Raw genomic sequence first — 21,731 nt, 5'->3', positions numbered from 1 at the left:
CCTGCCCGCTACTTATCAAAGCTCACAATACTCACCCAGTTGGCATCCCGACCAACCGGCGCTTCGGCGACGCGTCGCAGCGCTCCGCTCTCTTTTGCGATGGCATAGCTGCCAATCACCGCGCTCTTTTCGCCGCTGGCGATCAACCAGCGCCCGTCCGGCGTCACCGCTATGCCGCGCGGCTGTTTTTCTACCGGCCAGCTGTCAATAAGCTGTAGCTTTCCATCCTGCTGGCTGACGCGGTAGCCTGTTACCGTGCTGCTGGTACGTTCCGAAACATACAGAAAGCGCCCGTCTGGCGTGATCTTGATATCGGCGGCCCAGATGCGCGGCGTCGTGTCGTTATAGCTGGCCGTACGCTCCACGCCGTGCTGCAAATGATATTTTTCCGCCACCGCGCTGGGATATTCCGCGATTTTCTGCAGCGCGCCGTCTGGCTGGCGAGCAAACTGGGTAATCCTGCCGCTCATCTCTCCGATGTTATAGAGGAAGCGATTATCCGGCGAGAGCACTGAATGCCGCGGCCCGCTTTTCTCTTCCGTCGCGGCAAAACCTTCGCCGACAGGCGTCAGCTGGCCGTCCTGATGCAGCGCGAGCTGCAGGACGCGATCGGTGCCCAGCACGCCAACATAGGCAAAGCGACTGGTCGCATCGACAATCACCGAATGCGCGGCATGGCCGGTTTTAACCTCTTCAACGAAAGGCGTGACGACCTTCCCGGGCGCACTCAGGCGATAAACATGCACCACGCCGCTGTCGTAAGAGGCTGCCAGTAAAAAGCGCCCTTGCCTGTCCAGACTAATATAGGGATAGCTTGCAGCGGCGACGCTCTCTGACGCTGGCGTTAACGCGCCGGTCTTACGATTAACAGACCAGCTCACCAGCCGCATCGGCTCGCTGCGCACGGCGGCATAGAGCGTTTTTTTATCAGGGCCGATTGCCATCGGCATAACCTTGCCGCCCGCTGGCGTTTCGCCAAGGCGCTTCAGCGCGCCGGTTTGATCATTTAAGGCGTAACGCGCGATATTGCCATCGTCCGCCGCAGAAACGTAGACGAAGGTCTGCGCCAGCAGCGAACGGCTACAAACCATGCCCAGCAGGAGAAGCGAGTGGCGCAGCGCCAGGATTTTGTTCATTTGTCACCTCAGTAAAGTCAGGATTACCGCTCCAGATATACGCAGCCGGATGCAACGTGGTGATGTGTAGCTGCCTGAGGCATATTGTGTGTTTGCCCAAAACGCCAGCGCATTCAAAACGTTGCGCGACTGTAACATTTTGGCGTTAATGCAGAAATGTGTACTGGCTCACTGCCGGTACATCCCCTAATCCTCTAAAAAGTCTCAAGTTGTCAGCAATGACCAATGCGGTTAAATCTGGCCCTGCCCGAACCTGCTACTCTTAGCCTCCACATCTGGAGGATCCATGAATTCACTAATTGATATTTTTACCAGCCATAAAAGCGAACGCAGCTTTACTGAACAACCGGTTGACGACGCGATTCTGGATCGCATTATCAGCACCGCTTACCGCGCGCCGACGTCAGTCAACTCGCAGCAGGTTTCCGTCGTGGTGACCCGAGATGCGGCGAAACGAGCGGAGATTTCGCGGATCGCCGGCGGCCAGCTGTGGATCGCTAAGGCGCCGGTGTTTCTGACTTTCGTGCTGGATATGCATAAATCCCGCGTAGCGATGGAGGCGATCGATCGCGAGCAGATCGCTCAGCAGAGTATTGAGAGCATCGTTTCCGGCTCTACCGATGTGGGTATTGCGCTGGGATCCGTTATGGCCGCCGCGCGCGCGGAAGGCCTGGGCATTGTGCCGATTGGCGGCATCCGCCGCGAGCCTGAGGCGCTGATCGAGCTGCTGAAACTGCCGGAATACACCTTCCCGGTGGCGGGCGTCGTGATCGGCTATGTCGATGAGCCGTCGCACCAGAAGCCGCGTCTGCCGCTGGAGACCTTCCGTCACGAAGAGACCTACCGCAGCGAAGGCCTGGCGGAGAAAATCGCCGCCTACAATCAGGAGATGGTGCAGCACTGGCAGAATATCGGCCGTTCCGACGGCGAAAGCTGGAGCGAAAGCGTCAGCGGCTATTATCAGAACATCTACTTTCCGCACGTGCTGGGCGCGCTGAAAAAACAGGGCTTCGGCACCGACAAATAAGTCTCCTCGCGCTCAGGCAAACGGCCTGAGCGTCCCCTCCTCTGCGCGCTCTTTTTTCGCTCTCTGCCTTTCGCAACCATCAGCATTCTGCTACGGCAGACGCGGGATTCTTAACTACGCTTAATCATTGCTATATCCCTATAAAAATGGAGAGAACCCATGAGCAATGATGAGCGTAAACCGACAACGACGGATGCTGGCATTCCCGTTGCCAGCGATGAACATTCACTGTCGGTCGGCCCTGACGGCCCGCTGGTATTGCATGACCACTATCTCATTGAGCAGATGGCGAATTTCAACCGCGAGCGCATCCCGGAACGTCAGCCGCACGCGAAAGGCAGCGGTGCGTTCGGCTACTTTATCGTGACCGATGACGTCAGCAAATATACCAAAGCCGCCCTGTTCCAGCCCGGCACGCGCACTGACGTGCTGCTACGCTTCTCTACCGTCGCGGGCGAGCGCGGCAGCCCGGATACCTGGCGCGATCCGCGCGGTTTCGCCCTCAAGTTTTATACCTCCGAAGGCAACTACGACCTGGTGGGCAACAACACGCCGGTCTTCTTTATTCGCGATCCGATGAAGTTCCAGCACTTTATTCGTTCGCAAAAGCGCCGCGCCGACAACAACCTGCGCGATAACGACATGCAGTGGGATTTCTGGACGCTTTCGCCGGAGTCCTCGCATCAGGTGGCCTGGCTGATGGGCGACCGCGGCATTCCGAAAACCTGGCGCCACATGAATGGCTACTCCAGTCACACCTACATGTGGGTGAATGCCGAGGGCGAGAAATTCTGGGTGAAATACCATTTTCACACCGACCAGGGCATTGAGTTCCTGACGCAGGAAGAGGCCGATACGCTCGCCGGAAAAGATATCGACCACCATACGCGCGACCTCTTCTTCTCCATTAAGGAGGGCAATTTCCCGAGCTGGACGCTCTACATGCAGATCATGCCGTTCGCCGAAGCGGAAACCTATCGCTATAACCCGTTCGATCTGACTAAGGTGTGGCCGCACGCTGACTATCCGCTGATTAAAGTGGGCAAGCTGGTGCTGAACCGCAACCCGACCGATAACCACGCGCAGATCGAACAGGCGGCCTTCGAGCCTAATAACCTGGTGCCCGGTATCGGCCTCAGCCCCGATAAGATGCTGCTGGGACGCGTCTTCTCCTACGCCGACGCGCACCGCCACCGCCTTGGCGTCAACTATAAGCAGATCCCGGTTAACGCGCCGCAGTCGCCGGTCAACAGCTACAGCAAAGATGGCGCAATGCGTATTCACCCGGTTTCCGATCCGGTCTATGCGCCGAACAGCAAAGGCGGCCCGGCGGCAGACGGCGAGCGCTATCCGGATGACGCCATCTGGCACGCCAGCGGCGATATGGTGCGTTCGCCCTACACGCTGCGCAAGGATGATGACGATTTCGGTCAGGCCAATACGCTGATCAATAAAGTGATGGATGACGCGGCGCGCGATCGGCTGGTCAACAATGTGAGCGGGCATCTGCTTAACGGCGTAGAGGAGCCGGTGCTGTCGCGCGCGTTTGAATACTGGCGCAATATCGATCAGGCGATTGGCGACAGGATCGCGCTGCGGGTGCTGGAGGAGCGTTCGAAGCGACAGGCGCAGGCGTAATTCTGCACAAAAAAAGCGCCCGAATGGGCGCTTTATCTTTATCTGCGCGATGCGTTACCGCTATTTCAGGCGGAACGCCACCACGCTGTCACCGCTCTGGGTTCCCATCGAACCGTGGCCGCCAGCGGCAATCACCACATATTGCTTGCCATCTTTACCCATAAAGGTTGAAGGCGTGGCCTGCGCGCCTGCACTCAGCTCGGTTTGCCACAGCAGCGCGCCGGTGGTGCTGTCATAGGCGCGGAAGAAGTTATCCGCCGTCGCGCCATGGAACACAACATCTCCTGCCGTCACCAGCGGACCACCGTGCGCCACCATGCCCATCGGGAAACCGATCGGGAAACGACCCGGCAGGAAGGTGGTATTCAGGTTTTTCGTGTTGCCGACGCGGCGCAGCCATTCGGTTTTGCCGGTTTTCAGATCGACGCCAACCATACGGCCCCACGGCGGCGCGATACAGGGTATGCCCAGCGCTGACGAAAACTGCTGAATATGGATAGCGTAGTCACCATGGAAGTTTTCGTTCCAGTAAGGGGAGCCATCCTTCGTAAACAGACGCTCGGTTTCGGTCGAGGGCGTACGTTTGATGAGGTTGTACTTATAGGCCAGACGCACCGGTGCGGCAATCAGCAGCTGACGCTCGGGATCAACCGCGACGGAACCCCAGTTAAATACGCCGAAATTGCCCGGGAAAATCAACGAGCCCTTCTCTGTCGCTGGCGTCCACGGATTGCCGTCGTAGCGCAGCTCGTGGAAGTCGATACGGCAGCTCATCTGGTCAAACGGCGTAATACCCCACATCGCTTTTTCCGTCAGCGGCTGCGGAATAAAGTTCAGGCTGGAGACCGGCTGCGTGGCCGCGAACTTCTCGCCCTCGACGCCGCCTTCGGTCGATACCTTCACCTGGTTAACCGGATAGATCGGCTGACCGGTCAGGCGATTGAGCACGAACAGGTTGCCGGTTTTGGTCGGCAGGATGACCGCTGGCTGCTGGCTGCCCTGGTAGTCGATATCCACCAGCGACGGCTGAGACGGATTATCGCGGTCCCAGAGATCGTGATTAGCGCTCTGATAACGCCATTTAAAGGCGCCGGTTTTCAGATCCAGCGCCACCAGCGCATCGCGGAATTTCTCCGTATTGCTGTTGGGGTCGCGCTCGATGCCCACTTCATCCGGCGAAGCGTTGCCGAAAGGCACGTAGACCAGGCCATTCTTCAGGTCGGCGCTCAGCGTCGCCCAGGCCACAGGCGTATCCTGCGGATAGCTCGCATCCGCCGCAATCGGCTGGGTTTGGTCAGGATTCGCAGGATCGAAGTTCCACACCAGACGGCCCGTGGTCACGTCATAGGCGCGGATGACGCCGGACGGGTTGCCGCGGTTAAAGCCGTTGTCCATTACCGAGCCGCCGACAATCACCAGATTGCCTGCAACCAGCGGCGCTGACGTTTGCATCAGCGCATGCGGGCGCACTTCGCCCATATTGGCATGCAAATCGACTACGCCGTTCTGGCCGAAATCAGCGCATGGCTTGCCGCTGTCGGCATCCAGCGCCACCAGCTGCGCATCGGTCGTGGCGTTAAAGATACGCTTACGGCAGATGGCAGGCTGCGAGGCGCTGCTCTCCGCCGCCGCGCTGCCGCCGTCATAAAAGCCGACGCCGCGACAGGTCTGGTGCTGCTGCATATAGGAGCGATCCTGCGGCGGCGCATATTTCCATTTCACCGCGCCGGTTTCAGGATCAAGCGCATGCACCTCGTTATGCGGCGTACAGAAGTAGAGCATGCCGTTAGCCTTCAGCGGCGTCGCCTCGAAGGTATACTCGGTAGCGTCATCACTTTTACGCAGATCGCCGGTGTGATAAGTCCAGGCCACCTCAAGATTCTTCACATTGTCTTTGGTGATCTGATTCAGCGAAGAGAAGCGCTGCCCATTGGTGGAGCCGCCATAGGCCGTCCAGTCATTGCCGGCACCGGTCGAGGCTGACGGCGCGCGCGCATTAGAAATGGTTCCCTGCTGCGGCAGCGGATCGTAAAAGCAGAGGCCGATAACCAGGGCGATCATAATCACCACCGTGGAGCCCAGGAAAGGATGGAACGTGCGCTGAGTAAGCGGACGCACCACCCAGGGCAGCGCCAGCCACACGCCGAACAGACCAAACAGGTCACCGCGCGGGATCCACTGCCATTTATCGAAGCCGACTTCCCAGACGGTCCAGAACAGCGTAATCCACATCAGCAGCGCGTAAAGCGTTAAGGCGCTACGTTTATTGAGAAACAGCAGTATCGCTGCGAGCAGTAAGCCTGCGGCCATCAGCGCATAAAACGCGCTGCCCCCCAGCAGCAGAAGCTTTCCGCCCATATAGAGCATCGCAACGGCGACAATCGCCATCACGATACTGGTTAGCTTGTTAACCATGATCCTTCTCTTCCTCATTCAAGGGTCGAAATAAAATAAATACACATAACTTCAACGTTATTTTAACTTAGGTAAATTTTTCGTAAAAACTGTTTATATACCATGACTTAAGCAGGGCTAACGAATGAGGGGCTGGCGAAACAGGAACATGCTCTCTGCTCACAGGCGGGATGACCAGGACGCTGCTGATATTGATAGCGCGCGGCTAATTAATTCCCTTGCTTTACCGCATCTTTTGTTCAGGCCGCTGTCAGAAAAATCACATTTACTTAACGCTGGCCGGGCTTCCCAGGCATTCCCGACCTCACAAAGCGGCTTTTACTGCACCCGGATGAGGCGCGGGCGAGTTTGTTTTAACGCCAGACAAGGCCTGAGCCGCCTGAAACGCCCTGCCAGCCTGTTGTGAGGAATTCCGGCATCAATCTTGCTTGTCTCATGCTGATCTTATTCATGCAGGAGAAGCAAGATGCAGCCGAGTCGCTATCGTTACGTTATTTTTTCGCTGTTGTTCTTTGTTGCGCTGATCAACTACATCGATCGCGGAGCACTGTCATTCGCCGCTAACGCCATCTCGCAGGAATATCACTTCAATAAAGTGCAGCTGGGCGCGGTGCTGAGCTATTTCGGGTTTGGTTATCTCTTCGGCTCGCTGTGCGGCGGTTTCCTCGCGGATCGGCTTGGCACCCGAAAAGTGTGGCTGATGGCAGGCGTGCTCTGGTCGCTGCTGGAGATCGCTACCGCCTGGGCGGGCGATCTGGGTATGGCGCTGTTTGGCGGCTCGGCGATTATGGGGTTTGCCGCCCTGCGCATTCTGTTCGGCTTTTCCGAAGGCCCCGCCTATGCGCTGATGAACAAGGCGATCGCCCACTGGGCGCCGGATAACGAGCGCGGTTTCGCGCTGGGCATTGGCTTACTCTCTACGCAGGCCGGCTCGCTGTTGACTGCGCCGATTGCGGTCGGCCTGCTGCTGCTGACCCACGACTGGCGCATGATGTTTATCCTGCTGGGCGTCTTCTCGCTGCTGGCGATGCTGCTGTTTGCGCGCACCTTCCGCGACGCCCCCGGGCAGCAGCCTGCGGTGAACGCGGCGGAGCGGGCGCTGATCCGTAGCGGGCAGAGCCAGGACGCGCATGGCGATACGCCGCTGCCCTGGTGGCGCTTCTTTACCAGCCGTACCCTGGTGTGTAATGCGCTGGGCTATTTCTCCTTTCTCTATATCACCTTTACGCTGGTGACATGGCTGCCAAAATACCTTCAGGATAGCTTCCATTACGATCTTCATTCGCTCTGGTACGTCGCCATGATCCCCTGGAGCGGAGCCTGCCTTACCGTCCTGTTCGGTGGCCGCCTCGCCGATCGCCTGCTGACGCGCTTTCGTAACCTGCGCGTGGCGCGCAACCTGTTTGCCGCCGTCACGCTGCTGGGCACCGCCTGCTGTTTTATGGCTATCCCTTACGCCGGATCGGCAACGGCGATTATTGCGCTGATGACGTTTGGCAACGCGCTGAATGCGATGGTCAATAACGTTTACTGGTCTGTGGTGATCGACGTGACGCCTAAAGCGTCCGTTGGCGCCTTCAGCGGCATGACGCTGGCTATCGCCAATCTCGCCTCGATCGTTTCGCCGATGCTGTGCGGCTGGCTGGCGGAGTATTACGGCTACAATGCGATGTTTACCGTAACCGCAGGGGTTGCGCTGGGCAGTATGCTGGCGATGACGCTGCTGCAGCCGGAGAAACGTCTTCAGCCAGAGAACGCGCCCGGCGTCGCGCAGCAGGCGCTGTAACAGCGGGACGTGCTACAGATGGTTGCGCGCGATCACGGTCTGTAGCTCTTCCCGCCTCTTAACGCGCTGCGCAATCGCCCACAGCTTCGGCGTGTTGGCCTGAAACCAGGCCTCGCGCGGTTGCCAGCTCACCAGCACCGGCAGATAAGCGTCAAGCAGCGTAATATTATCGCCCAGCAGAAAAGCGCTCTCGCCGAGCTGCGACTCAAGCCAGCGATAGCCGTTTGCGCGATGGGCGTCGGTGCTCTGTTTCAGCTCCTCCGCGCCGGAAGCTGTCCAGCGTTGCGGGTAGTCGCCGTAGGTAAAGGTGGGATAGATAGCAGCGACCAGCCACACCAGCCAGTGGTAAAAACGCTCGCGCTGCGCGCTGCCGACCGGTGGGAGCAGCGCAGGGTTGCGATCCGCCAGCATCAGCGCAATGGCAGCGCTCTCCGTCAGCACCGCGCCATCTTCTTTCTGCAAGACAGGTATCTGCCCCAGTGGATTAAGCGCCAGCAGCCGCGCGCGCGCTTCGCCCGGCTGGTCAAAACCGGACACATCCACCCAGTGATAAGGTTCGCGGCAAAGGCAGAACATCAGTTCGCTGATAGCCGATCCCCAGCCCGGTACGCCATAGAGCGTAAACATAGCGCTCTCCTGTTTGGGTTGCGATCGGTTAAGTGTAGTCAGCCGTGGCGTTCGCAGAAGCGCTCAGTGTCGCCAGACTGAAAATCAGCCAGGTTCGCCATCAGCTTCTCCAGCGGCCACTCCCACCAGGCGATCTGTTGCAGACGCGCGGCGATGGCGGGCGTAAAGCGCATGCGGATCGGTTTCGCCGGCACGCCGCCCACTATGCTGTAGGGCGCGACATCTTTTGTCACCACCGCGCCTGCCGCCAGCACCGCGCCGTTGCCGATCGTAACGCCGGGCAGCACTATCACGCCGTGACCAATCCAGACATCATGGCCGACAATCACGCGTGCGGCGCGCCGGTCGGCAAAAAAGCCGCTGTCGCGCGCGGCGCTGGCGTCGTAATACTCCGGGCAATAGGTGAAGCGGTGCTGCGAAGCGCGCTCCATTGGATGATTCGGCGCGCCCAGCCGCACATGGTTGGCGATAGCGGTAAAGCGGCCTATTTGCGCGTCCGCCACGTTGCAGTGTTCACCAAGGTAGGAGAAGTCGCCCAGGGTGCTGTATTCGAGATAGCTGTGCGCCAGGATCTCGCACTGCTGCCCCACAAGGGTGTCGCGCATACGTACGCTGTCATGAATAAAGGTTTGCTGCAGTCTGGCGGAAGAGATGGCGTGTAAAGACATAAAAGCCTCGTCTGGTCAGATGTCTGGATAAGCCGCGCGCCCGGCGCGCCGGAAACAGCGCTGACGGTAACGGGCGAAGATGACAGCCAGAAGACAGAGAGGTAAACCCGACGAAAAAGGCGGAGTGGTCAGCTCCGCCTTTATTCAAGTTCCGGCTAGTGAGCCTGGCCGGTCAGTTGCAAAAGGGCAACGATGATCTGCAAGATGACCCGGATAAGATCCAGGAGCAATCTAATCAGTTCCATCACTTTCCTTCTCCTTCAACAGGAGCGCGCTGTTCGGCTACCGAGGCTTTGACTCTACCCGCCGGGCGCCTAAGCACATCTTGTGGAGAGCGCTGAGCGGCACTCGTTGCTAAAGCCACAGGCCAGCACCACCTGATGCCTGCCGGGATTTTCAAAACCGTGCCCCTGGGAGCCGCCAGTCAGCTGGAGGTCCGCTTCGCGCCCAACACCTGTATAACCATACAGTATTTTGGCGAAACTTGAAATATTTCTCTGCGCTATTTAGAATCGCACTTGTGGAGAGTGCTGAGCACCTCGTTCGCAGCGCGGTCACCAGCCGTTAAGCGAACAAAAAAAGAAAGGATTTGGCCATGACGCCAAATCCTTTTTTTATGCCTGCGATTTATTACTTCGCGCTAACGCGCCACACCGTATTGCCGGCGTCATCCGCAATTAACAGCCCGCCCTGACGATCGGCTGCCAGTCCTACCGGCAAGCCCCTTACCTGCTTCTGATCGTCGGTAAGAAACCCGGTTACGACCGGCTGCGGCATGCCGACCGGTTTGCCATTTTCAAATTTCACCCACACCACCTGATAGCCGTTAAGCGGCGTGCGGTTCCAGCTGCCATGCTCGCTGACGAAGGCACCGCCGCGATACTGCGGCATATTGTCCGCCTGATAGAAGAGCAGACCCAGCGGCGCGACGTGCGAGCTGAGCGCATAGTCCGGCTTGATCGCTTTCGCGACCAGATCGGGACGCTGCGGCTGTGCGCGCGTATCCACATGCTGACCGAAATAGCTGTAAGGCCAGCCGTAAAACCCGTTCTCCTGCACGGCGGTCATATAGTCCGGCACCAGGTCGGAGCCGATTTCGTCGCGCTCGTTGACAATAGCCCACAGACGGTTGCTCTGCGGCTCCCACTGCAGGCCGGTCGGGTTACGCAGCCCGGTGGCGTAAAGGCGACTCGCGCCGGTCGCAGCGTCCACTTCCAGCACGGCGGCGCGATGGTATTCGGCACCGATGCCGTTCTCGGTAATATTGCTGTTGGAGCCGATACCGACATAGAGCTTGCTGCCGTCGGGGCTGGCGACCAGCGATTTAGTCCAGTGGTGGTTAATGGGACCGCCCGGAAGATCGGTAACCAGCTGCGGCGGGGTGCGGATCTCGGTTTCGCCCTCCTGATAAGGGAATTTCACCAGGCTATCGGCATTGGCGACATACAGCGTATTGCCGATGAGCTGCATGCCGAAGGGCGAAAAGAGATTTTCAATAAAGGTGTGCTGCTCCCATTTGCCGTTCACGTTGCGCAGCAGCGTGATGCGGTTGCCGCCCTCACCGCCTTTCCCAGAGGCTTTCTGCACGATGCCCATGATCAGCTGTTTGGGCCGCGTGGTAGGTTTGGCCGGACCGTTTGCCTCCGCCACCAGCACGTCACCGTTCGGCAGCGTCAGCACCTGGCGCGGATGTTTGAGATTTTCGGCGATCTTCTCAATCTTCAGTCCCTGCGCGACCTTCGGCATTTCGCCCTGCTTCCACGGCACCCCTTCCGGCACCTGCATCGGCGGCATAAAGAAGTTCTTCGCTTCCGGCAGTTCCGGGTTCGGCCCCGTCTGCTTCTGCGGATCGAGCTGCGCGCCGCTGTCGCAGCCAGCGAGAAGCGCGGTCAGCGCCATAGCGATAAGCGTTTGCTTTTTCATCGATGCTTCTCCTTAAGCTGTGCGCTGACGCAGCGCAAGTTGAACGTTGGCGATCAGCATCAGCGCCACCACAAGCGTCGACAGCGTTACGCCGGACGGCACCACGGCGTAAGCGTCGCGGCTGTGAACAAAGGCGTTCACAATCGCCAGCGCTATCGCCAGCAGAGTGATCCAGAAATGCACCTTCTCCGCGCGACTGCTGCCGCGAAAGAGGTCAATCAGGGCGATAAGACGCGGAACAATGGCGATGACCAGCCCGATGGCGATCAGCCAGCTGGCGGCGTGCGTCCACTCCACGACGAAACTGTTAAGGTAAATAATGTCGAAGATCCATGCCGCCACGAAAAAGCCGAGCGGCACAGGTTCGAACAGCGTGTAAAGCGCCACGGCGAAAGCCGATCGTCCCGAGGTTCTGGTCATTATCATCTCCATGTCATTGAGCGATAGAGCGCGTAAAACGCGCCGCGCCTGTAAAATATTAGTAAATATGAAGAAAGATGACGGAAAGATTCAGGAGATGATGCGGCGTCCCTGCCGCAGCATGGGCCTCAGCGCTTGTCGGCGGGCAGCGTTACCCAGTAGCCCGGCTGATAAGGCAGGGGTAAAAACTTCTCGTGAAATTCGCGGAACGTGGCGTCCGGATCGAGATCGGCAAAGAGATCGGGATGCAGCCACTTCGCCAGCGCCTGAATGGCGACGAACTGATAAGGACTGTCATAGAACTGATGCCAGATAGCGTGCGCGTGCCCGTTATGCACGACCGGCAGGGTTTTAAAGGCGTCGCGCATCATCAAGGCGCGCAGGCGCGCTTCGGCTTCCTTCGTGTCGGCGCCCGGCCCAACGCCAACCCATTTGCCGACGGTATTGTAATTCTTCCAGTTAGCGCCGGTTACCACCACGACGTCGGGACGGCTGGCGATAATCTGCTCCGGATTAAGCGTGCCGAAGGTGCCGGGGATCAACTCCTTCGCTATATTGTTCCCGCCCGCGATCTCCACCATCTGGCCGAAGTTTTCATTGCCGAATGACATGCAGCACTCATCGGTATAGCCGCCTGCGCGGTCAATCATCACTTTCGGGCGCGTGCCGTGAAAATCCTGAAGCCGCGCGGTTACGCGTTCGATCTGCTGGTGGCGAAAATCGATAATCGCCTGCGCGCGTTCGGGTTTATTCAGCAGTTCGCCCATAATGCGAATGCTTTTTTCCGCGTTAACCATCGGCGCTTCGCGAAAGTCGATAAAGACGACCGGAACGCCAACCGCCCGCAGCTTCTCAATCAGCTTCCCTTCATCAGTCGCCGCTCTCGACTCCAGGTTCATCAGCACCAGATCGGGCTTCAGGGTCAGCGCCTGTTCGACGTTAAAGGTGCCGTCTTTCGCGCCGCCGAAAGTCGGCAGCCTCTTAATTTGCGGATAACGCGCTTCATAGGCCCGATAGCCATCCCAGTCCGCTTTGTGAAAGTCGTCGCGCCACCCCACCACGCGTTGAAACGGCGCATCGGTATCGAACGCCGCCAGCAGATAGATCTGTCGCCCCTCGCCTAAGATAATACGTTTCGACTCGGCGGCGACCTCAACCTGACGGCCCGCCACGTCAGTAATAGTTTTGGCCGCAGCCGTTCCCGTTATGCATAACAATCCCAGCGCTAACATCCATTTTTTCATTCAACTAACCCATACAAATGATAATGATAATTATTTGTGTAAAGCACCGTTACTATCACGCAAAATGGGTTAAAGGAGAAGAGGCGGAGAAAAAATGTTGTCAACGGCCGTCGAGCAGGCCCAGCTCGCGTCGATCGTGGCTGCAGAACAGCGTCACCTTCGCGTCGGGTTGCAGGGAGAGCGCGCGTAGCCGCTGTTGATTAGTGCGCCAGGCTTCGCGATCGCTGCACATCATCCACTGGTAGAAACGCAGGCCGGGCGTGCAGTGACGCTCCGGCTGGCGCATCTCCTCGCGGTAAAACCAGGCGTCGCCGCCGTGCAGCAGCCAGCCGTCGCCCTGGCGCACCGCGACGCCCGCATGCCCCAGCGTGTGGCCGGGCAGCGGCACCAGCAGTACTTCGTCGTTAAGATCGTCGAGCGCCCTCACCGCATCAAAGCCGAACCAGCGCTCGCCGCCGGTAGCATAGCCGCGCCAGCCGCTGTGATTGCCCCACTGCTGCGGACGAAAACGCTGCCGCTGCAGCCAGCTCTGCCGCACTGGCGCCGTATCCAGCTCCCGCTGCAGCAGATGCACGCGTGCGTGGGGAAAGTCGCTGATGCCGCCCGCATGGTCGAAATCGAGATGCGTCAGGATAATATGGCGTACATCCTCTGGTTTAAAACCGAGATCGACAACCTGCTGCCATGCGCTGAGTTTGCGGTCGAACTGAATATTGTTAAACAGCCGAAAAAAACCTGACAGACGATGGCCGGGACGCGCCATATCCTGCAGGCCAAAGCCGGTGTCCACCAGCACCAGCCCGTGCGCGTCTGTCTCCAGCAGCAGACAATGGCAGCTGAGGTGCGCCATCGGCGAGCGGCTGAATCCGTCATAGAGCGCGCCGCCAAAGGGACACATACAGCCGCAGTTAAGGTGATGAACGCGCATTTCTTCCTCCTTGCCTTTCGCCCTGTCGGTCAAAAGCTGGTTAATGATGAACGGGTTAATAAACAATAATGGTCAGCTCTGCCGCATCTGCAAGCGTGAGCGGCACAATCGACTGGGTAAATTCTTCATTGCGTGCGCATTCACACGCGCCAGGAGCGGGATAAAAAAGGCGCGGCGCTGGAGAGGAGGTTCGGAGGAAAGAGAGAGGCGCGCGGTGGACACCGCACGCCAGCAAAAGCGTTACTGCGCCATCTGACGCACGAAATCGGCGATTTCCGCCACCTGGCCGTGTTCGAACAGGCAGTGTTGCAGACGGGGGCCGCTGAGCGCAGTGCGCACCAGTTCTGGATCCAGCGCGCGCAGCGTATCGAGATAGTTCTCTTTCAGCATCGCCGCTTTGACCTGATTGAGGATACCGGCGTTGCGCACCTGCGGCTCTTTCCGCTCTGGCGGATAGCCCAGCCCTTTTTCACCGGTGAAGGCTTTTTCAAAAATAAAGCGCAGGTTAAGCTCCGCGCCCCAGCCGAAGCCTTTGGCGAACGGCAGTGCCAGCGCATTGCCGTTGTTGATCTGGGCAAACAGGTAGGCGTCCGCCGGATCGATACAGTAGCCGCAGACCACGCCCGGATGCAGATTAAGAGAGATCAGCGCGCCCTGCCCGGTACCGCAGCCGGCGACAACAAAATCGACCGCCTTGCTGTTCAGCAGCACGCTGGCCATGATACCGAGGTGAATATAGGTCAGATGGTGATCCTGCTCGTCGCTCATGCCAACGTTAAAGACCTGATGGCCCAGCGGCTGTGCCACATTTTCCAGCTCCTTGCGCACAACAGCGTTTTTAGCCGCCTGGCTGTTTTCCATCATTAATGCGATTTTCATGATCTGCCCTTAATTATTTATGAAACACCGTTTCATTTTAATCAAAAGCGGCTAAAGTGCATGCGTTAATCGTACGCCGTGCCGTGATGAGAGTCACAAAAACGGCAGGCAGCAACCTGACCTGAATGAGGAGCGCATATGTTTGTATACCGATCGCAGACGCAGCCGGAAGATTTAGGCAATGGCGTAACGCGCCGCGTGCTGGCGCACGGCGGAGCCATGATGGCAGTGGAGGTCACCTTTGAACGGGGCGCGGTGGGGCCGCTGCATCATCACCCCCATGAGCAGCTGACCTTTGTTTTGAGCGGTCGCTTCGCCTTTACTATCGCTGGCGTCACTCAGGAGGTCGGTGCGGGCGACACGCTCTATAAAGCTCCGAACGTCGAACACGGCTGTGTCTGCCTTGAGGCAGGCACGCTACTGGATACCTTTACCCCGCAGCGTGAAGAGTTCCTGACGCCGGGATAACGATCTCAGGGATGCAAAAAGCGTCCCGGATAATCGGCGGTTACCGGAAGCTGCGCCTCGTAGCAGCCAAAGAGCCGGTAGCGGTTGACGGCAATGCGGTTGTAGAAATAGTTGCTGATAAAGCCAGGAATAATGAACCTCAGCAGCGAGATCAGCCCCCAGGGAAAAGGCATCAGTCGCATAACGCGCAAAATCGCCTGGGCGCGGATCCAGTGACGGTCGCCGTCGATCAGTACGATAGTGCGTATGTTTTCATCCGGCAGCCCGGCAAAGCGCAGCAGCGCCTTGCCCTCTTCACTCTGAACAGCGGCAAAGCGAATGCGATGAGAGAGCTTCCTGCGTAGCAGGAACTTGACCCAGCCATTGCAAAGTTTGCAGATGCCGTCATAGAGCACGACCTTTTCGCCTGGCTTGAGGAAGGGTGGCAGTGACATAGAGCTCTCCTTTAATGACAATTTATTAATTAAGTACGGTCATTAATTGCGCAGACGTCAAGCGGCAGGCGGGGATAAAATAACCGACCCTGAGGCCGGTTTCGGTTTAGCCCTGCCTATACAGGACGTTATCGGAGGCGAAAGAGGTTATGCGCGGCGGCAGTAATTGCTGCTTCAGCCACCGTTCGGCGCCTTCCGTATCCGGCATGCTGGCGTCAAGCTGATATATCGGGCCCGCCGCCATCGGCTTCGCCTGCTCCGCCAGCCGCCGCAGCTCCGGCAGATATTCCGCGCCGGGATGGCCTGGCATCCGGTTCGACAGCCGCGCCTGGTAGCGCGCTGCCGCTTCGTCCGGAGATATCGCCATCCACAGCTCCAGCGCCCGGCTGACGCCCGCGCTCGCCAGCCCCTCTTCCAGTACGCTTTTCGGCTGAAAGCCGAACCAGGCGTCAATCAGGTAGACGCACCCTGGCGGCGCCTGCCCAACGATTTTCCATATCGCCTGATAGGCGGCGCAGCCCAGCTGGCGATTGCGCTGGCGATCCACCGGCGCGAAGCTCGCCATAAAGGGCTCTTTTATGCTGTCGAGCGTCAGCACCGGCAGGCTCAGCCGCGCGGCAAGCGCCAGGGTCAGCGTGCTTTTGCCGGAGGCGGGAATGCCATTTACCAGCACCACCTGTTTGGGTTGGGTTGCGAGCGTCATAAGATATCCATCACCTCCGCCACGCTGTTTGCCTGGCGTAAGCGCGCCAGCGTTTCCGCATTATCCAGCAGCGAGATAATGGCGCGGATGCCCTCTTCGATATGCGCGTTGCTGTCGCGCGCGCCGAACATAATGACGATATCCGCTTTATCGCTGCCATCAAACGCGATCGGCTCCTGTAACAGGAGCAGGCTAAAGCAATCTTTAACCACGCCGCTCTCCGGCCGCGCGTGAGGAATGGCAATCCCCTCTTCAAACACATAGTAAGCGCCATGCCTCAGCGTATTAGCGATAACCGCTTCGGGATAGGAGGCTTTTACATAGCCGCCGCGCACCAGCGGCTGCGCCGCCAGCGTAATCACCTGTTGCCAGTCGCTCGCCCTGACGCCGACCTGAATGGCGTTGGCCTCCTGTAATACCTGTTTAATACTCATCAGGTCTCCTCAGATCGACTTGCGCATAATATTGCGCAGCGTATCCATTTTGACGAACAGCGCATCCATTTCAGTGCGGTGGTGTTTACTTTTGGCAAATAAGCTCAGCGCCCGGTTATAGGCCTGCATTAATTGCTTTTGCGCTTCGCCGTCGCGGGAATTTATCTCCAGCCGCTGTTCCAGCCCGCTTATTTCTCTGTTTACTTCGCTGGCTTGCCGATTAATTTCCGCCTCATCCACGCTTTTATCTGGCGTGGACTTTTTCATAAATCCAAACATAGCCTCTCCTGCCCCGAATCGCGCCGGGCAATGGTATTTTCATGGTGGAGAAAAGAAATTAACGGAACAGCTGGATCTTCTCGACTAACACATCCGTCACGGCGTCATTCGCCGGAACGAGAAAGTTTCGCACGCTGTCGTTCACTTTGCCTTTTTCAAACGTCTGCTTGCAACGCGCCACCCACTGCACGTTCATTTCAGTGCCGACATTGACCTTTTCGATGCCGTTGCGCACCGCCAGCCGCATATCTTCATCGCTGACGCCGGTACCGCCGTGCAGCACCAGCGGCGTGCCGGTCGCCTGGGTGATCTCCGCCAGCCGCTGATGCTGGATATGCGCTTTGCCGGTATAGAGGCCGTGAACGGTGCCGATGGAGATAGCCAGCATATCGACGCCAGTTTCATTCACAAAGCGTCTGGCGTCTTCTACAGGCGTAAAGGCGATCTCCTCCAGCGCCACTACTTTGCCATCCTCCGAGCCGCCTATTGCGCCAAGCTCCGCCTCTACTGACACGTTGCGCGGGCGCGCCATATCAATAACGCGACGCGTATTCGCAATATTTTCGTCAATCGGCAGATGCGAGCCGTCATACATCACCGAACTGAACCCGGCGTCAATGGCGGTCTGAATCGCCGCTAAATCTGAACAGTGATCGAGGTGCAGACAGGTCGGCACATTTTTACTGGCCGACAGCGAACAAATAGCGTCCACCAGCAGCCGGTAGCCTAAATATTTCGCGGTGCCGGTCGAAATCTGGATCATTAAAGGGCTGTTGGTCTTTTCCGCCGCCTTAAAAAACGCGGGCAGCATTTCCAAGCAGTGCAAATTAAATGAGCCAAGCGCTTTAAACTCGCGTTGTTTAGCCACCTGCAGCAGATCGATAAAGTTATACAGACTCATGGATATTTTCCTCACGGGGCTTAGTGGATTTTCCGTTAACAAACCAGGCGATCAGGGTAATAAAGAGCACGAACAGCGCGACGAACAGCCAGTTGCCCTGGAAGGCGTGGCCTAACACCAGGCCGGTGCTGATGACGTCAGCATCGCTGAAGGTGACGCCGGTGAAACCGTAGCTTTCCAGCATCGGCACCAGAATGGCGGGCAGAAAGGTGATAAACAGCCCATGCACTACGCCGCCGATCATCGCGCCGCGACGACCGCCGAGCGCATTGCCGAACACGCCAGCCGCGCCGCCGGCGAAGAAATTGGTGAGCAGACCGGGCAGGATCATCGCCAGGCCAAACATGGGGAAGACGATCATGCCGATGATCGAACCGAGCGTAGTGGCGAGAAAGCCGACAATCACGGCGTTGGGCGCATAGGGAAACAGCACCGGACAGTCGAGCGCGGGCCTGGCGTTCGGCACAAGCCGCATCGCGATGCCGCGAAACGCCGGCACCAGTTCATTGAGCAGCAGCCGCACACCGCTATAGAGCACAAACACCCCGGCGACAAACTGCATCGCCTGCATAAAGGCATACATCAGGTAGTTCATGCCGTTGCTGTAAGAGGCGATAAAAGCGGGTCCGGCGGCCAGCGCCGGGATGAGATACATCGGCACCATCACGATGCCCATCGCCAGATAGGTATCCTGCAGGAATTTGAAGTTGTCCGGCAGCTTGAGATCTTCCGTAGATCGCGAGCCTTTGCCGACCACTTTCGCCACCGCCGCCTGCACCAGGTAGCCGATAGTACAGAAATGGCCGAGCGCGATATCGTCAGAGTCGGTGATACGTCGTACCACCGGCTGCGCCAGCGCAGGCATCACAACCGCCATAATGCCGCCGAAAATGCCGCCGGTAAGGATCAGCGGAAGTCCGGTCAGTCCGGCTTTATAACCGATCACCGTGCCGATAGTGGCCATCCACAGCAGCGCCTGCCCGGTCAGGAAAATATATTTAAAGGGCGTAATGCGCGCGATGATGATATTCACGATAAAGATCACCAGCAGCGTCAGTGCCACTTCCGATCCCAGCTCGCGGTTAGCCAGTCCGGCAATCGCGGCCACATCGGTGATATAGCCCTGCATGCCGAAGCCGTGGGTAAATATGGTATTCAGGAAGGTTAACGCGCCGACAATAATATTGATGCCGGCCATCATTATTAAAAATCCCAGCAGCGTTTTAAAGGTGCCTTCCACCACTTTACCCGCTGATTTACGCTGCAGCAGCAGACCGATCAGCGCAATAAAGGCGATCAGAATAGATGCCTGCCCTAACAGATCCCTGACCAGGAAATTAATCACGCTATTCATGATTCGCGACCTTTACATTGTGTTCTTTTAAAAACGCCAGGATCTTTTCTTCAATTTCGCCTTTATCGGTAAGCCGGTTAAGCACAATAACGCGCTTCATCTCTTCCGGGCTGGCGTCGGCGTTTAATACGTCGGCAAAGGCTTTTTGCGTTAAAATAATATCGGATTTAAAGGCATTCGCTTCCGATATGGTGGTGTGATCGATGTCGGCTTCAATTTCCAGCTTCTTTAATACCGCCTTTGCGCTCATTTCGATGGCGAAACTGGAACCCAGTCCGCAGCCGCAGACACATAAGATCTTAAGCATGGCTATCTCCTCAGATTATATTCAGTTGTTTAGCGAGTTTGTAATAATGCCCTTCAGTATCGACAAGGCGTTTTTTCATGCTCATTAAATCAATCGGGATAGGTTTATTGCTGCCATTAATAATGACCGCTTTATTCCGCATGCCCGACTGAATACAACGCACCACTTCCTCCGCCATAATGGCGCCCTGATAAATCTCCTCGCAGGTGGGATCGCCGTTACGCAGACCGTAACCAATAATCGTTTTACGAATGCGCACGCCCGTCAGCGGCTCCAGCTGTTTGATCAGGGTGTCGATTGCGCCCTGAAAGCCAGGCGAATATTCGCGCGTGTAGCCCTCCGAGCAAAGGATCACCACGCTGTTCTGCCGCTCCAGCCGCGCCCGGATACGTTCTGCCAGCTGCGGCACCGGGATCTGGCATTCCGGGATCAGCGCGAAGTCGGCGTTGCTTTTAATCGCCGAGCGTAGCGTCAGCTCGCCGCAGAAACCGCCCAGTAGCTCCGCCATAAAAACGCGCCCGGCGAGCGCTCTGCCGGTATTGCGCAGCTTCGCCACCTCTTTTAATACCTGCTCGCAGGCGGTGGAAAAACCGATGGTGTAATCGCTGCCGAAAACATCGTTGTCGATAGTCATGCCGACGCCGAAACAGTTAACGCCGAATTCGCTCAGCGTATGCAAAAACTGTAGTGAACCATCGCCGCCCGCCATAATGACTATTTCCACGCGCAGCGCTTTAAGCTGCCTGGCTATTTGCTCATATTCGCTGCGTACTAATTTCTTTTCGGTTCTGCCGGACTGCATTAAAGGAATGGAGGCGACGGAATAATCAACCAGGTCACGCCAGGCGATCTCCTGATGATAATTGTTAAGCAGACCCGCAATGCCGCCGTTAAATAACACCATCTCCGCCTGCGCCAGTCGCGCCACCTGGAAGATAAAATTATTAATTCCGGCGACATCACCTCCGCTTATCACCATGCCAATTCTCATTATAAAAACCTCCCCGCTTAATCCGCTCTGAGGTTATTGTTCCGGTGGGCGCCTTTTAAATTTGCAACGAATATCACAAACTGAGCAGAGACGGAGCGAGGATCAGGCTTGACATGCTCCGTATGGAGGCAATATTTGAGAGGCTGGTCACAGTGGCAAAAAAGAAATAAATCTCTTTTTTTGGCTATTATTCATTAAGTTGAGATAAAAAGCGGCCTGTCTTTTCAGTGGTGTGCATTCAGCGAAGTTCACGCTTTTCACCATGATGCAGAATTGTGATTTCCACCTCATTTTTAAAGCGCATTCGCTTATTTAGACCTTAATTTATACAAGGGGTGATAATTTCTGGTGAAATTACTCTGCAGCAGAGAAAAGATTTTAGCGCCGGTAGTACAGAGAGAAGAGGCGGTTAACTGATAAGGCAGAGTAAGGCGGGAAATAACCTCTCTCTTGTGTAAAGAGAGAGGCCTGACATTATTTCGCGTAGGCTTCAGTTGAAATAGTCAGCGTTACGTCGTCGGCAACGGCTGGCACATATTTATCCAGCTTAAAGTCGGAACGCTTGATGGTGCCGGTGGCGTCAAAGCCGATAGCCTGCTTTTTCACCATCGGATGCTCGCCCTGTTTGTTCAGGGTAGCGTGCAGCGTGACCGGTTTAGTGATGCCCTTCAGCGTCAGGTTGCCTTCCACGTCGAATTTGTTATCGCCCTTCGCGACCACTTTGGTGCTGTGGAAGGTTGCGGTCGGGTATTTCGCGGTATCAAAATACTCCGCGCCTTTAAACTCTTTCGTCAGCGCAGGAACATGGCTGTCGATGTGGCTAACTGGCAGCGTAACGTCAACGCGAGAAGCCGTTGGGTTTGCACTGTCAAACACCAGCGTGCCTTTACTGTCAGGGATGTCAGCGGTGGGATGGGAAAAGCCAAAATGGGTCCAGGTAACGATAACAGAAGTATGTTCCGGATTAAGCTCGTACTGCTGAGCGGCCGCCTGTGACAGCGGGACGTAGAGAGCGGTGGCAGCCAGCAGCGGCAGCGCAAGACGTTTGATATTTTTCACTTAGGGTTCCTTTTAAAACAGCCGAATCCCTTTGAGTGTCTCCGAAACGCTCGTGCAGATATAGTGAAGAGTTTTGGTCTTAATTTTCAAATAAATTCAGCAATATCCTG

The 21,731-nt window shown here is 57.1% G+C and carries 22 protein-coding genes; 4 read left to right on the top strand and 18 right to left on the bottom strand.

What is annotated here, in order from left to right:
* Nucleotides 1-8: 8 nt before the first annotated feature.
* On the bottom strand, nt 9-1,136 hold the full coding sequence (locus D7S44_RS05060; RefSeq protein WP_179256425.1) for a lactonase family protein: 1,128 nt from the start codon (nt 1,134-1,136) through the stop codon (nt 9-11).
* A gap of 286 nt (nt 1,137-1,422) precedes the next feature.
* On the opposite strand from D7S44_RS05060, the gene D7S44_RS05055 reads away from it, so the two are divergent.
* Together D7S44_RS05055 and D7S44_RS05050 are read left to right on the top strand one after the other, a co-directional pair.
* Nucleotides 1,423-2,163 (top strand): nitroreductase family protein, encoded by a 741-nt coding sequence (locus tag D7S44_RS05055; RefSeq protein ID WP_120452581.1) that lies wholly within the window; start codon nt 1,423-1,425, stop codon nt 2,161-2,163.
* A 159-nt stretch (nt 2,164-2,322) separates the two neighbouring features.
* Nucleotides 2,323-3,801, top strand: a complete 1,479-nt coding sequence (locus D7S44_RS05050; RefSeq protein WP_120452579.1) for a catalase — start codon at nt 2,323-2,325, stop codon at nt 3,799-3,801.
* Between the two features lie 60 nt (nt 3,802-3,861).
* On the opposite strand, the gene D7S44_RS05045 is transcribed toward D7S44_RS05050, so the two are convergent.
* Nucleotides 3,862-6,216, bottom strand: a complete 2,355-nt coding sequence (locus tag D7S44_RS05045) for a membrane-bound PQQ-dependent dehydrogenase, glucose/quinate/shikimate family (protein ID WP_120452577.1) — start codon at nt 6,214-6,216, stop codon at nt 3,862-3,864.
* 466 nt (nt 6,217-6,682) lie between these two features.
* Here D7S44_RS05045 and D7S44_RS05040 point away from each other — a divergent pair, with 466 nt between their 5' ends.
* The gene (locus tag D7S44_RS05040) at nt 6,683-8,002 is read left to right on the top strand and encodes an MFS transporter (RefSeq protein ID WP_120452575.1); all 1,320 of its coding nucleotides are present in this window, start codon (nt 6,683-6,685) and stop codon (nt 8,000-8,002) included.
* A gap of 12 nt (nt 8,003-8,014) precedes the next feature.
* Here the strand turns inward: D7S44_RS05040 and D7S44_RS05035 are convergent, their stop codons facing one another.
* From D7S44_RS05035 to D7S44_RS05000, 7 genes are all read right to left on the bottom strand, one after another.
* Nucleotides 8,015-8,629, bottom strand: a complete 615-nt coding sequence (locus tag D7S44_RS05035) for a glutathione S-transferase family protein (protein WP_120452573.1) — start codon at nt 8,627-8,629, stop codon at nt 8,015-8,017.
* Between the two features lie 38 nt (nt 8,630-8,667).
* Entirely contained in the window at nt 8,668-9,297 is a 630-nt protein-coding gene (locus D7S44_RS05030; protein ID WP_120452571.1) for a DapH/DapD/GlmU-related protein, read from the bottom strand.
* A gap of 630 nt (nt 9,298-9,927) precedes the next feature.
* On the bottom strand, nt 9,928-11,220 hold the full coding sequence (locus D7S44_RS05020; RefSeq protein ID WP_120452569.1) for a PQQ-dependent sugar dehydrogenase: 1,293 nt from the start codon (nt 11,218-11,220) through the stop codon (nt 9,928-9,930).
* A 12-nt stretch (nt 11,221-11,232) separates the two neighbouring features.
* Nucleotides 11,233-11,640, bottom strand: coding sequence for a DUF2231 domain-containing protein (locus D7S44_RS05015; RefSeq protein WP_120452568.1), 408 nt, complete (start codon nt 11,638-11,640; stop codon nt 11,233-11,235).
* 128 nt (nt 11,641-11,768) lie between these two features.
* On the bottom strand, nt 11,769-12,884 hold the full coding sequence (locus D7S44_RS05010; protein ID WP_120452566.1) for an ABC transporter substrate-binding protein: 1,116 nt from the start codon (nt 12,882-12,884) through the stop codon (nt 11,769-11,771).
* Between the two features lie 100 nt (nt 12,885-12,984).
* Complete coding sequence (locus D7S44_RS05005) at nt 12,985-13,812, bottom strand: MBL fold metallo-hydrolase (protein ID WP_120452564.1); 828 nt, start codon at nt 13,810-13,812, stop codon at nt 12,985-12,987.
* 240 nt (nt 13,813-14,052) lie between these two features.
* Nucleotides 14,053-14,691, bottom strand: a complete 639-nt coding sequence (locus D7S44_RS05000) for an RpiB/LacA/LacB family sugar-phosphate isomerase (RefSeq protein ID WP_120452562.1) — start codon at nt 14,689-14,691, stop codon at nt 14,053-14,055.
* Nucleotides 14,692-14,829: 138 nt separating this feature from the next.
* Between D7S44_RS05000 and D7S44_RS04995 the strand changes: the two genes are divergently transcribed.
* On the top strand, nt 14,830-15,159 hold the full coding sequence (locus tag D7S44_RS04995; protein ID WP_120452561.1) for a cupin domain-containing protein: 330 nt from the start codon (nt 14,830-14,832) through the stop codon (nt 15,157-15,159).
* 5 nt (nt 15,160-15,164) lie between these two features.
* On the opposite strand, the gene D7S44_RS04990 is transcribed toward D7S44_RS04995, so the two are convergent.
* From D7S44_RS04990 to D7S44_RS04950, 9 genes are all read right to left on the bottom strand, one after another.
* Nucleotides 15,165-15,593: a thiol-disulfide oxidoreductase DCC family protein gene (locus D7S44_RS04990; RefSeq protein ID WP_120452559.1), complete on the bottom strand. Its 429-nt coding sequence runs from the start codon at nt 15,591-15,593 to the stop codon at nt 15,165-15,167.
* A 106-nt stretch (nt 15,594-15,699) separates the two neighbouring features.
* On the bottom strand, nt 15,700-16,296 hold the full coding sequence (locus D7S44_RS04985) for a P-loop nucleotide/nucleoside kinase family protein (protein WP_120452557.1): 597 nt from the start codon (nt 16,294-16,296) through the stop codon (nt 15,700-15,702).
* Nucleotides 16,293-16,730 carry a PTS sugar transporter subunit IIA gene (locus D7S44_RS04980; RefSeq protein WP_120452556.1) on the bottom strand — a complete coding sequence of 146 codons (438 nt, stop codon included), beginning with the start codon at nt 16,728-16,730 and terminating at the stop codon, nt 16,293-16,295. Before D7S44_RS04980 ends, D7S44_RS04985 begins: the two co-directional genes overlap by 4 nt.
* 9 nt (nt 16,731-16,739) lie before the next feature.
* Entirely contained in the window at nt 16,740-17,009 is a 270-nt protein-coding gene (locus D7S44_RS04975; protein WP_120452554.1) for a hypothetical protein, read from the bottom strand.
* 58 nt (nt 17,010-17,067) lie between these two features.
* Complete coding sequence (locus D7S44_RS04970) at nt 17,068-17,910, bottom strand: class II fructose-bisphosphate aldolase (protein WP_120452552.1); 843 nt, start codon at nt 17,908-17,910, stop codon at nt 17,068-17,070.
* Nucleotides 17,897-19,264 carry a PTS sugar transporter subunit IIC gene (locus tag D7S44_RS04965; RefSeq protein ID WP_120452551.1) on the bottom strand — a complete coding sequence of 456 codons (1,368 nt, stop codon included), beginning with the start codon at nt 19,262-19,264 and terminating at the stop codon, nt 17,897-17,899. Before D7S44_RS04965 ends, D7S44_RS04970 begins: the two co-directional genes overlap by 14 nt.
* A complete protein-coding gene (locus D7S44_RS04960; RefSeq protein WP_120452549.1) occupies nt 19,257-19,571 on the bottom strand; it encodes a PTS sugar transporter subunit IIB in 315 nt (104 codons plus the stop codon). The genes D7S44_RS04965 and D7S44_RS04960 overlap by 8 nt, the downstream gene beginning before the upstream one ends.
* A gap of 10 nt (nt 19,572-19,581) precedes the next feature.
* Entirely contained in the window at nt 19,582-20,562 is a 981-nt protein-coding gene (locus D7S44_RS04955; RefSeq protein ID WP_120452547.1) for a 6-phosphofructokinase, read from the bottom strand.
* Between the two features lie 474 nt (nt 20,563-21,036).
* A complete protein-coding gene (locus tag D7S44_RS04950; protein ID WP_120452545.1) occupies nt 21,037-21,621 on the bottom strand; it encodes a YceI family protein in 585 nt (194 codons plus the stop codon).
* Nucleotides 21,622-21,731: the final 110 nt, after the last annotated feature.

Origin of the sequence: Pantoea piersonii (assembly GCF_003612015.1) — a bacterium.
Lineage (GTDB): Bacteria > Pseudomonadota > Gammaproteobacteria > Enterobacterales > Enterobacteriaceae > Pantoea > Pantoea piersonii.
Note: the sequence above shows the minus strand (reverse complement) of the source record. Positions and strands in the feature narration are given on the sequence as shown.

What these genes read in the sequence shown, in the direction of transcription:
- D7S44_RS05010 (WP_120452566.1), bottom strand. Translation starts at nt 12,884, where the DNA reads ATGAAAAAATGGATGTTAGCGCTGGGATTGTTATGCATAACGGGAACG.
- D7S44_RS05020 (WP_120452569.1), bottom strand. Translation starts at nt 11,220, where the DNA reads ATGAAAAAGCAAACGCTTATCGCTATGGCGCTGACCGCGCTTCTCGCT.
- D7S44_RS05035 (WP_120452573.1), bottom strand. Translation starts at nt 8,629, where the DNA reads ATGTTTACGCTCTATGGCGTACCGGGCTGGGGATCGGCTATCAGCGAA.
- D7S44_RS04985 (WP_120452557.1), bottom strand. Translation starts at nt 16,296, where the DNA reads ATGACGCTCGCAACCCAACCCAAACAGGTGGTGCTGGTAAATGGCATT.
- D7S44_RS05005 (WP_120452564.1), bottom strand. Translation starts at nt 13,812, where the DNA reads ATGCGCGTTCATCACCTTAACTGCGGCTGTATGTGTCCCTTTGGCGGC.
- D7S44_RS04965 (WP_120452551.1), bottom strand. Translation starts at nt 19,264, where the DNA reads ATGAATAGCGTGATTAATTTCCTGGTCAGGGATCTGTTAGGGCAGGCA.
- D7S44_RS04970 (WP_120452552.1), bottom strand. Translation starts at nt 17,910, where the DNA reads ATGAGTCTGTATAACTTTATCGATCTGCTGCAGGTGGCTAAACAACGC.
- D7S44_RS05015 (WP_120452568.1), bottom strand. Translation starts at nt 11,640, where the DNA reads ATGACCAGAACCTCGGGACGATCGGCTTTCGCCGTGGCGCTTTACACG.
- D7S44_RS05050 (WP_120452579.1), top strand. Translation starts at nt 2,323, where the DNA reads ATGAGCAATGATGAGCGTAAACCGACAACGACGGATGCTGGCATTCCC.
- D7S44_RS04980 (WP_120452556.1), bottom strand. Translation starts at nt 16,730, where the DNA reads ATGAGTATTAAACAGGTATTACAGGAGGCCAACGCCATTCAGGTCGGC.
- D7S44_RS05030 (WP_120452571.1), bottom strand. Translation starts at nt 9,297, where the DNA reads ATGTCTTTACACGCCATCTCTTCCGCCAGACTGCAGCAAACCTTTATT.
- D7S44_RS05045 (WP_120452577.1), bottom strand. Translation starts at nt 6,216, where the DNA reads ATGGTTAACAAGCTAACCAGTATCGTGATGGCGATTGTCGCCGTTGCG.
- D7S44_RS04990 (WP_120452559.1), bottom strand. Translation starts at nt 15,593, where the DNA reads ATGTCACTGCCACCCTTCCTCAAGCCAGGCGAAAAGGTCGTGCTCTAT.
- D7S44_RS04975 (WP_120452554.1), bottom strand. Translation starts at nt 17,009, where the DNA reads ATGTTTGGATTTATGAAAAAGTCCACGCCAGATAAAAGCGTGGATGAG.
- D7S44_RS04955 (WP_120452547.1), bottom strand. Translation starts at nt 20,562, where the DNA reads ATGAGAATTGGCATGGTGATAAGCGGAGGTGATGTCGCCGGAATTAAT.
- D7S44_RS04995 (WP_120452561.1), top strand. Translation starts at nt 14,830, where the DNA reads ATGTTTGTATACCGATCGCAGACGCAGCCGGAAGATTTAGGCAATGGC.
- D7S44_RS05060 (WP_179256425.1), bottom strand. Translation starts at nt 1,136, where the DNA reads ATGAACAAAATCCTGGCGCTGCGCCACTCGCTTCTCCTGCTGGGCATG.
- D7S44_RS05000 (WP_120452562.1), bottom strand. Translation starts at nt 14,691, where the DNA reads ATGAAAATCGCATTAATGATGGAAAACAGCCAGGCGGCTAAAAACGCT.
- D7S44_RS05055 (WP_120452581.1), top strand. Translation starts at nt 1,423, where the DNA reads ATGAATTCACTAATTGATATTTTTACCAGCCATAAAAGCGAACGCAGC.
- D7S44_RS05040 (WP_120452575.1), top strand. Translation starts at nt 6,683, where the DNA reads ATGCAGCCGAGTCGCTATCGTTACGTTATTTTTTCGCTGTTGTTCTTT.
- D7S44_RS04960 (WP_120452549.1), bottom strand. Translation starts at nt 19,571, where the DNA reads ATGCTTAAGATCTTATGTGTCTGCGGCTGCGGACTGGGTTCCAGTTTC.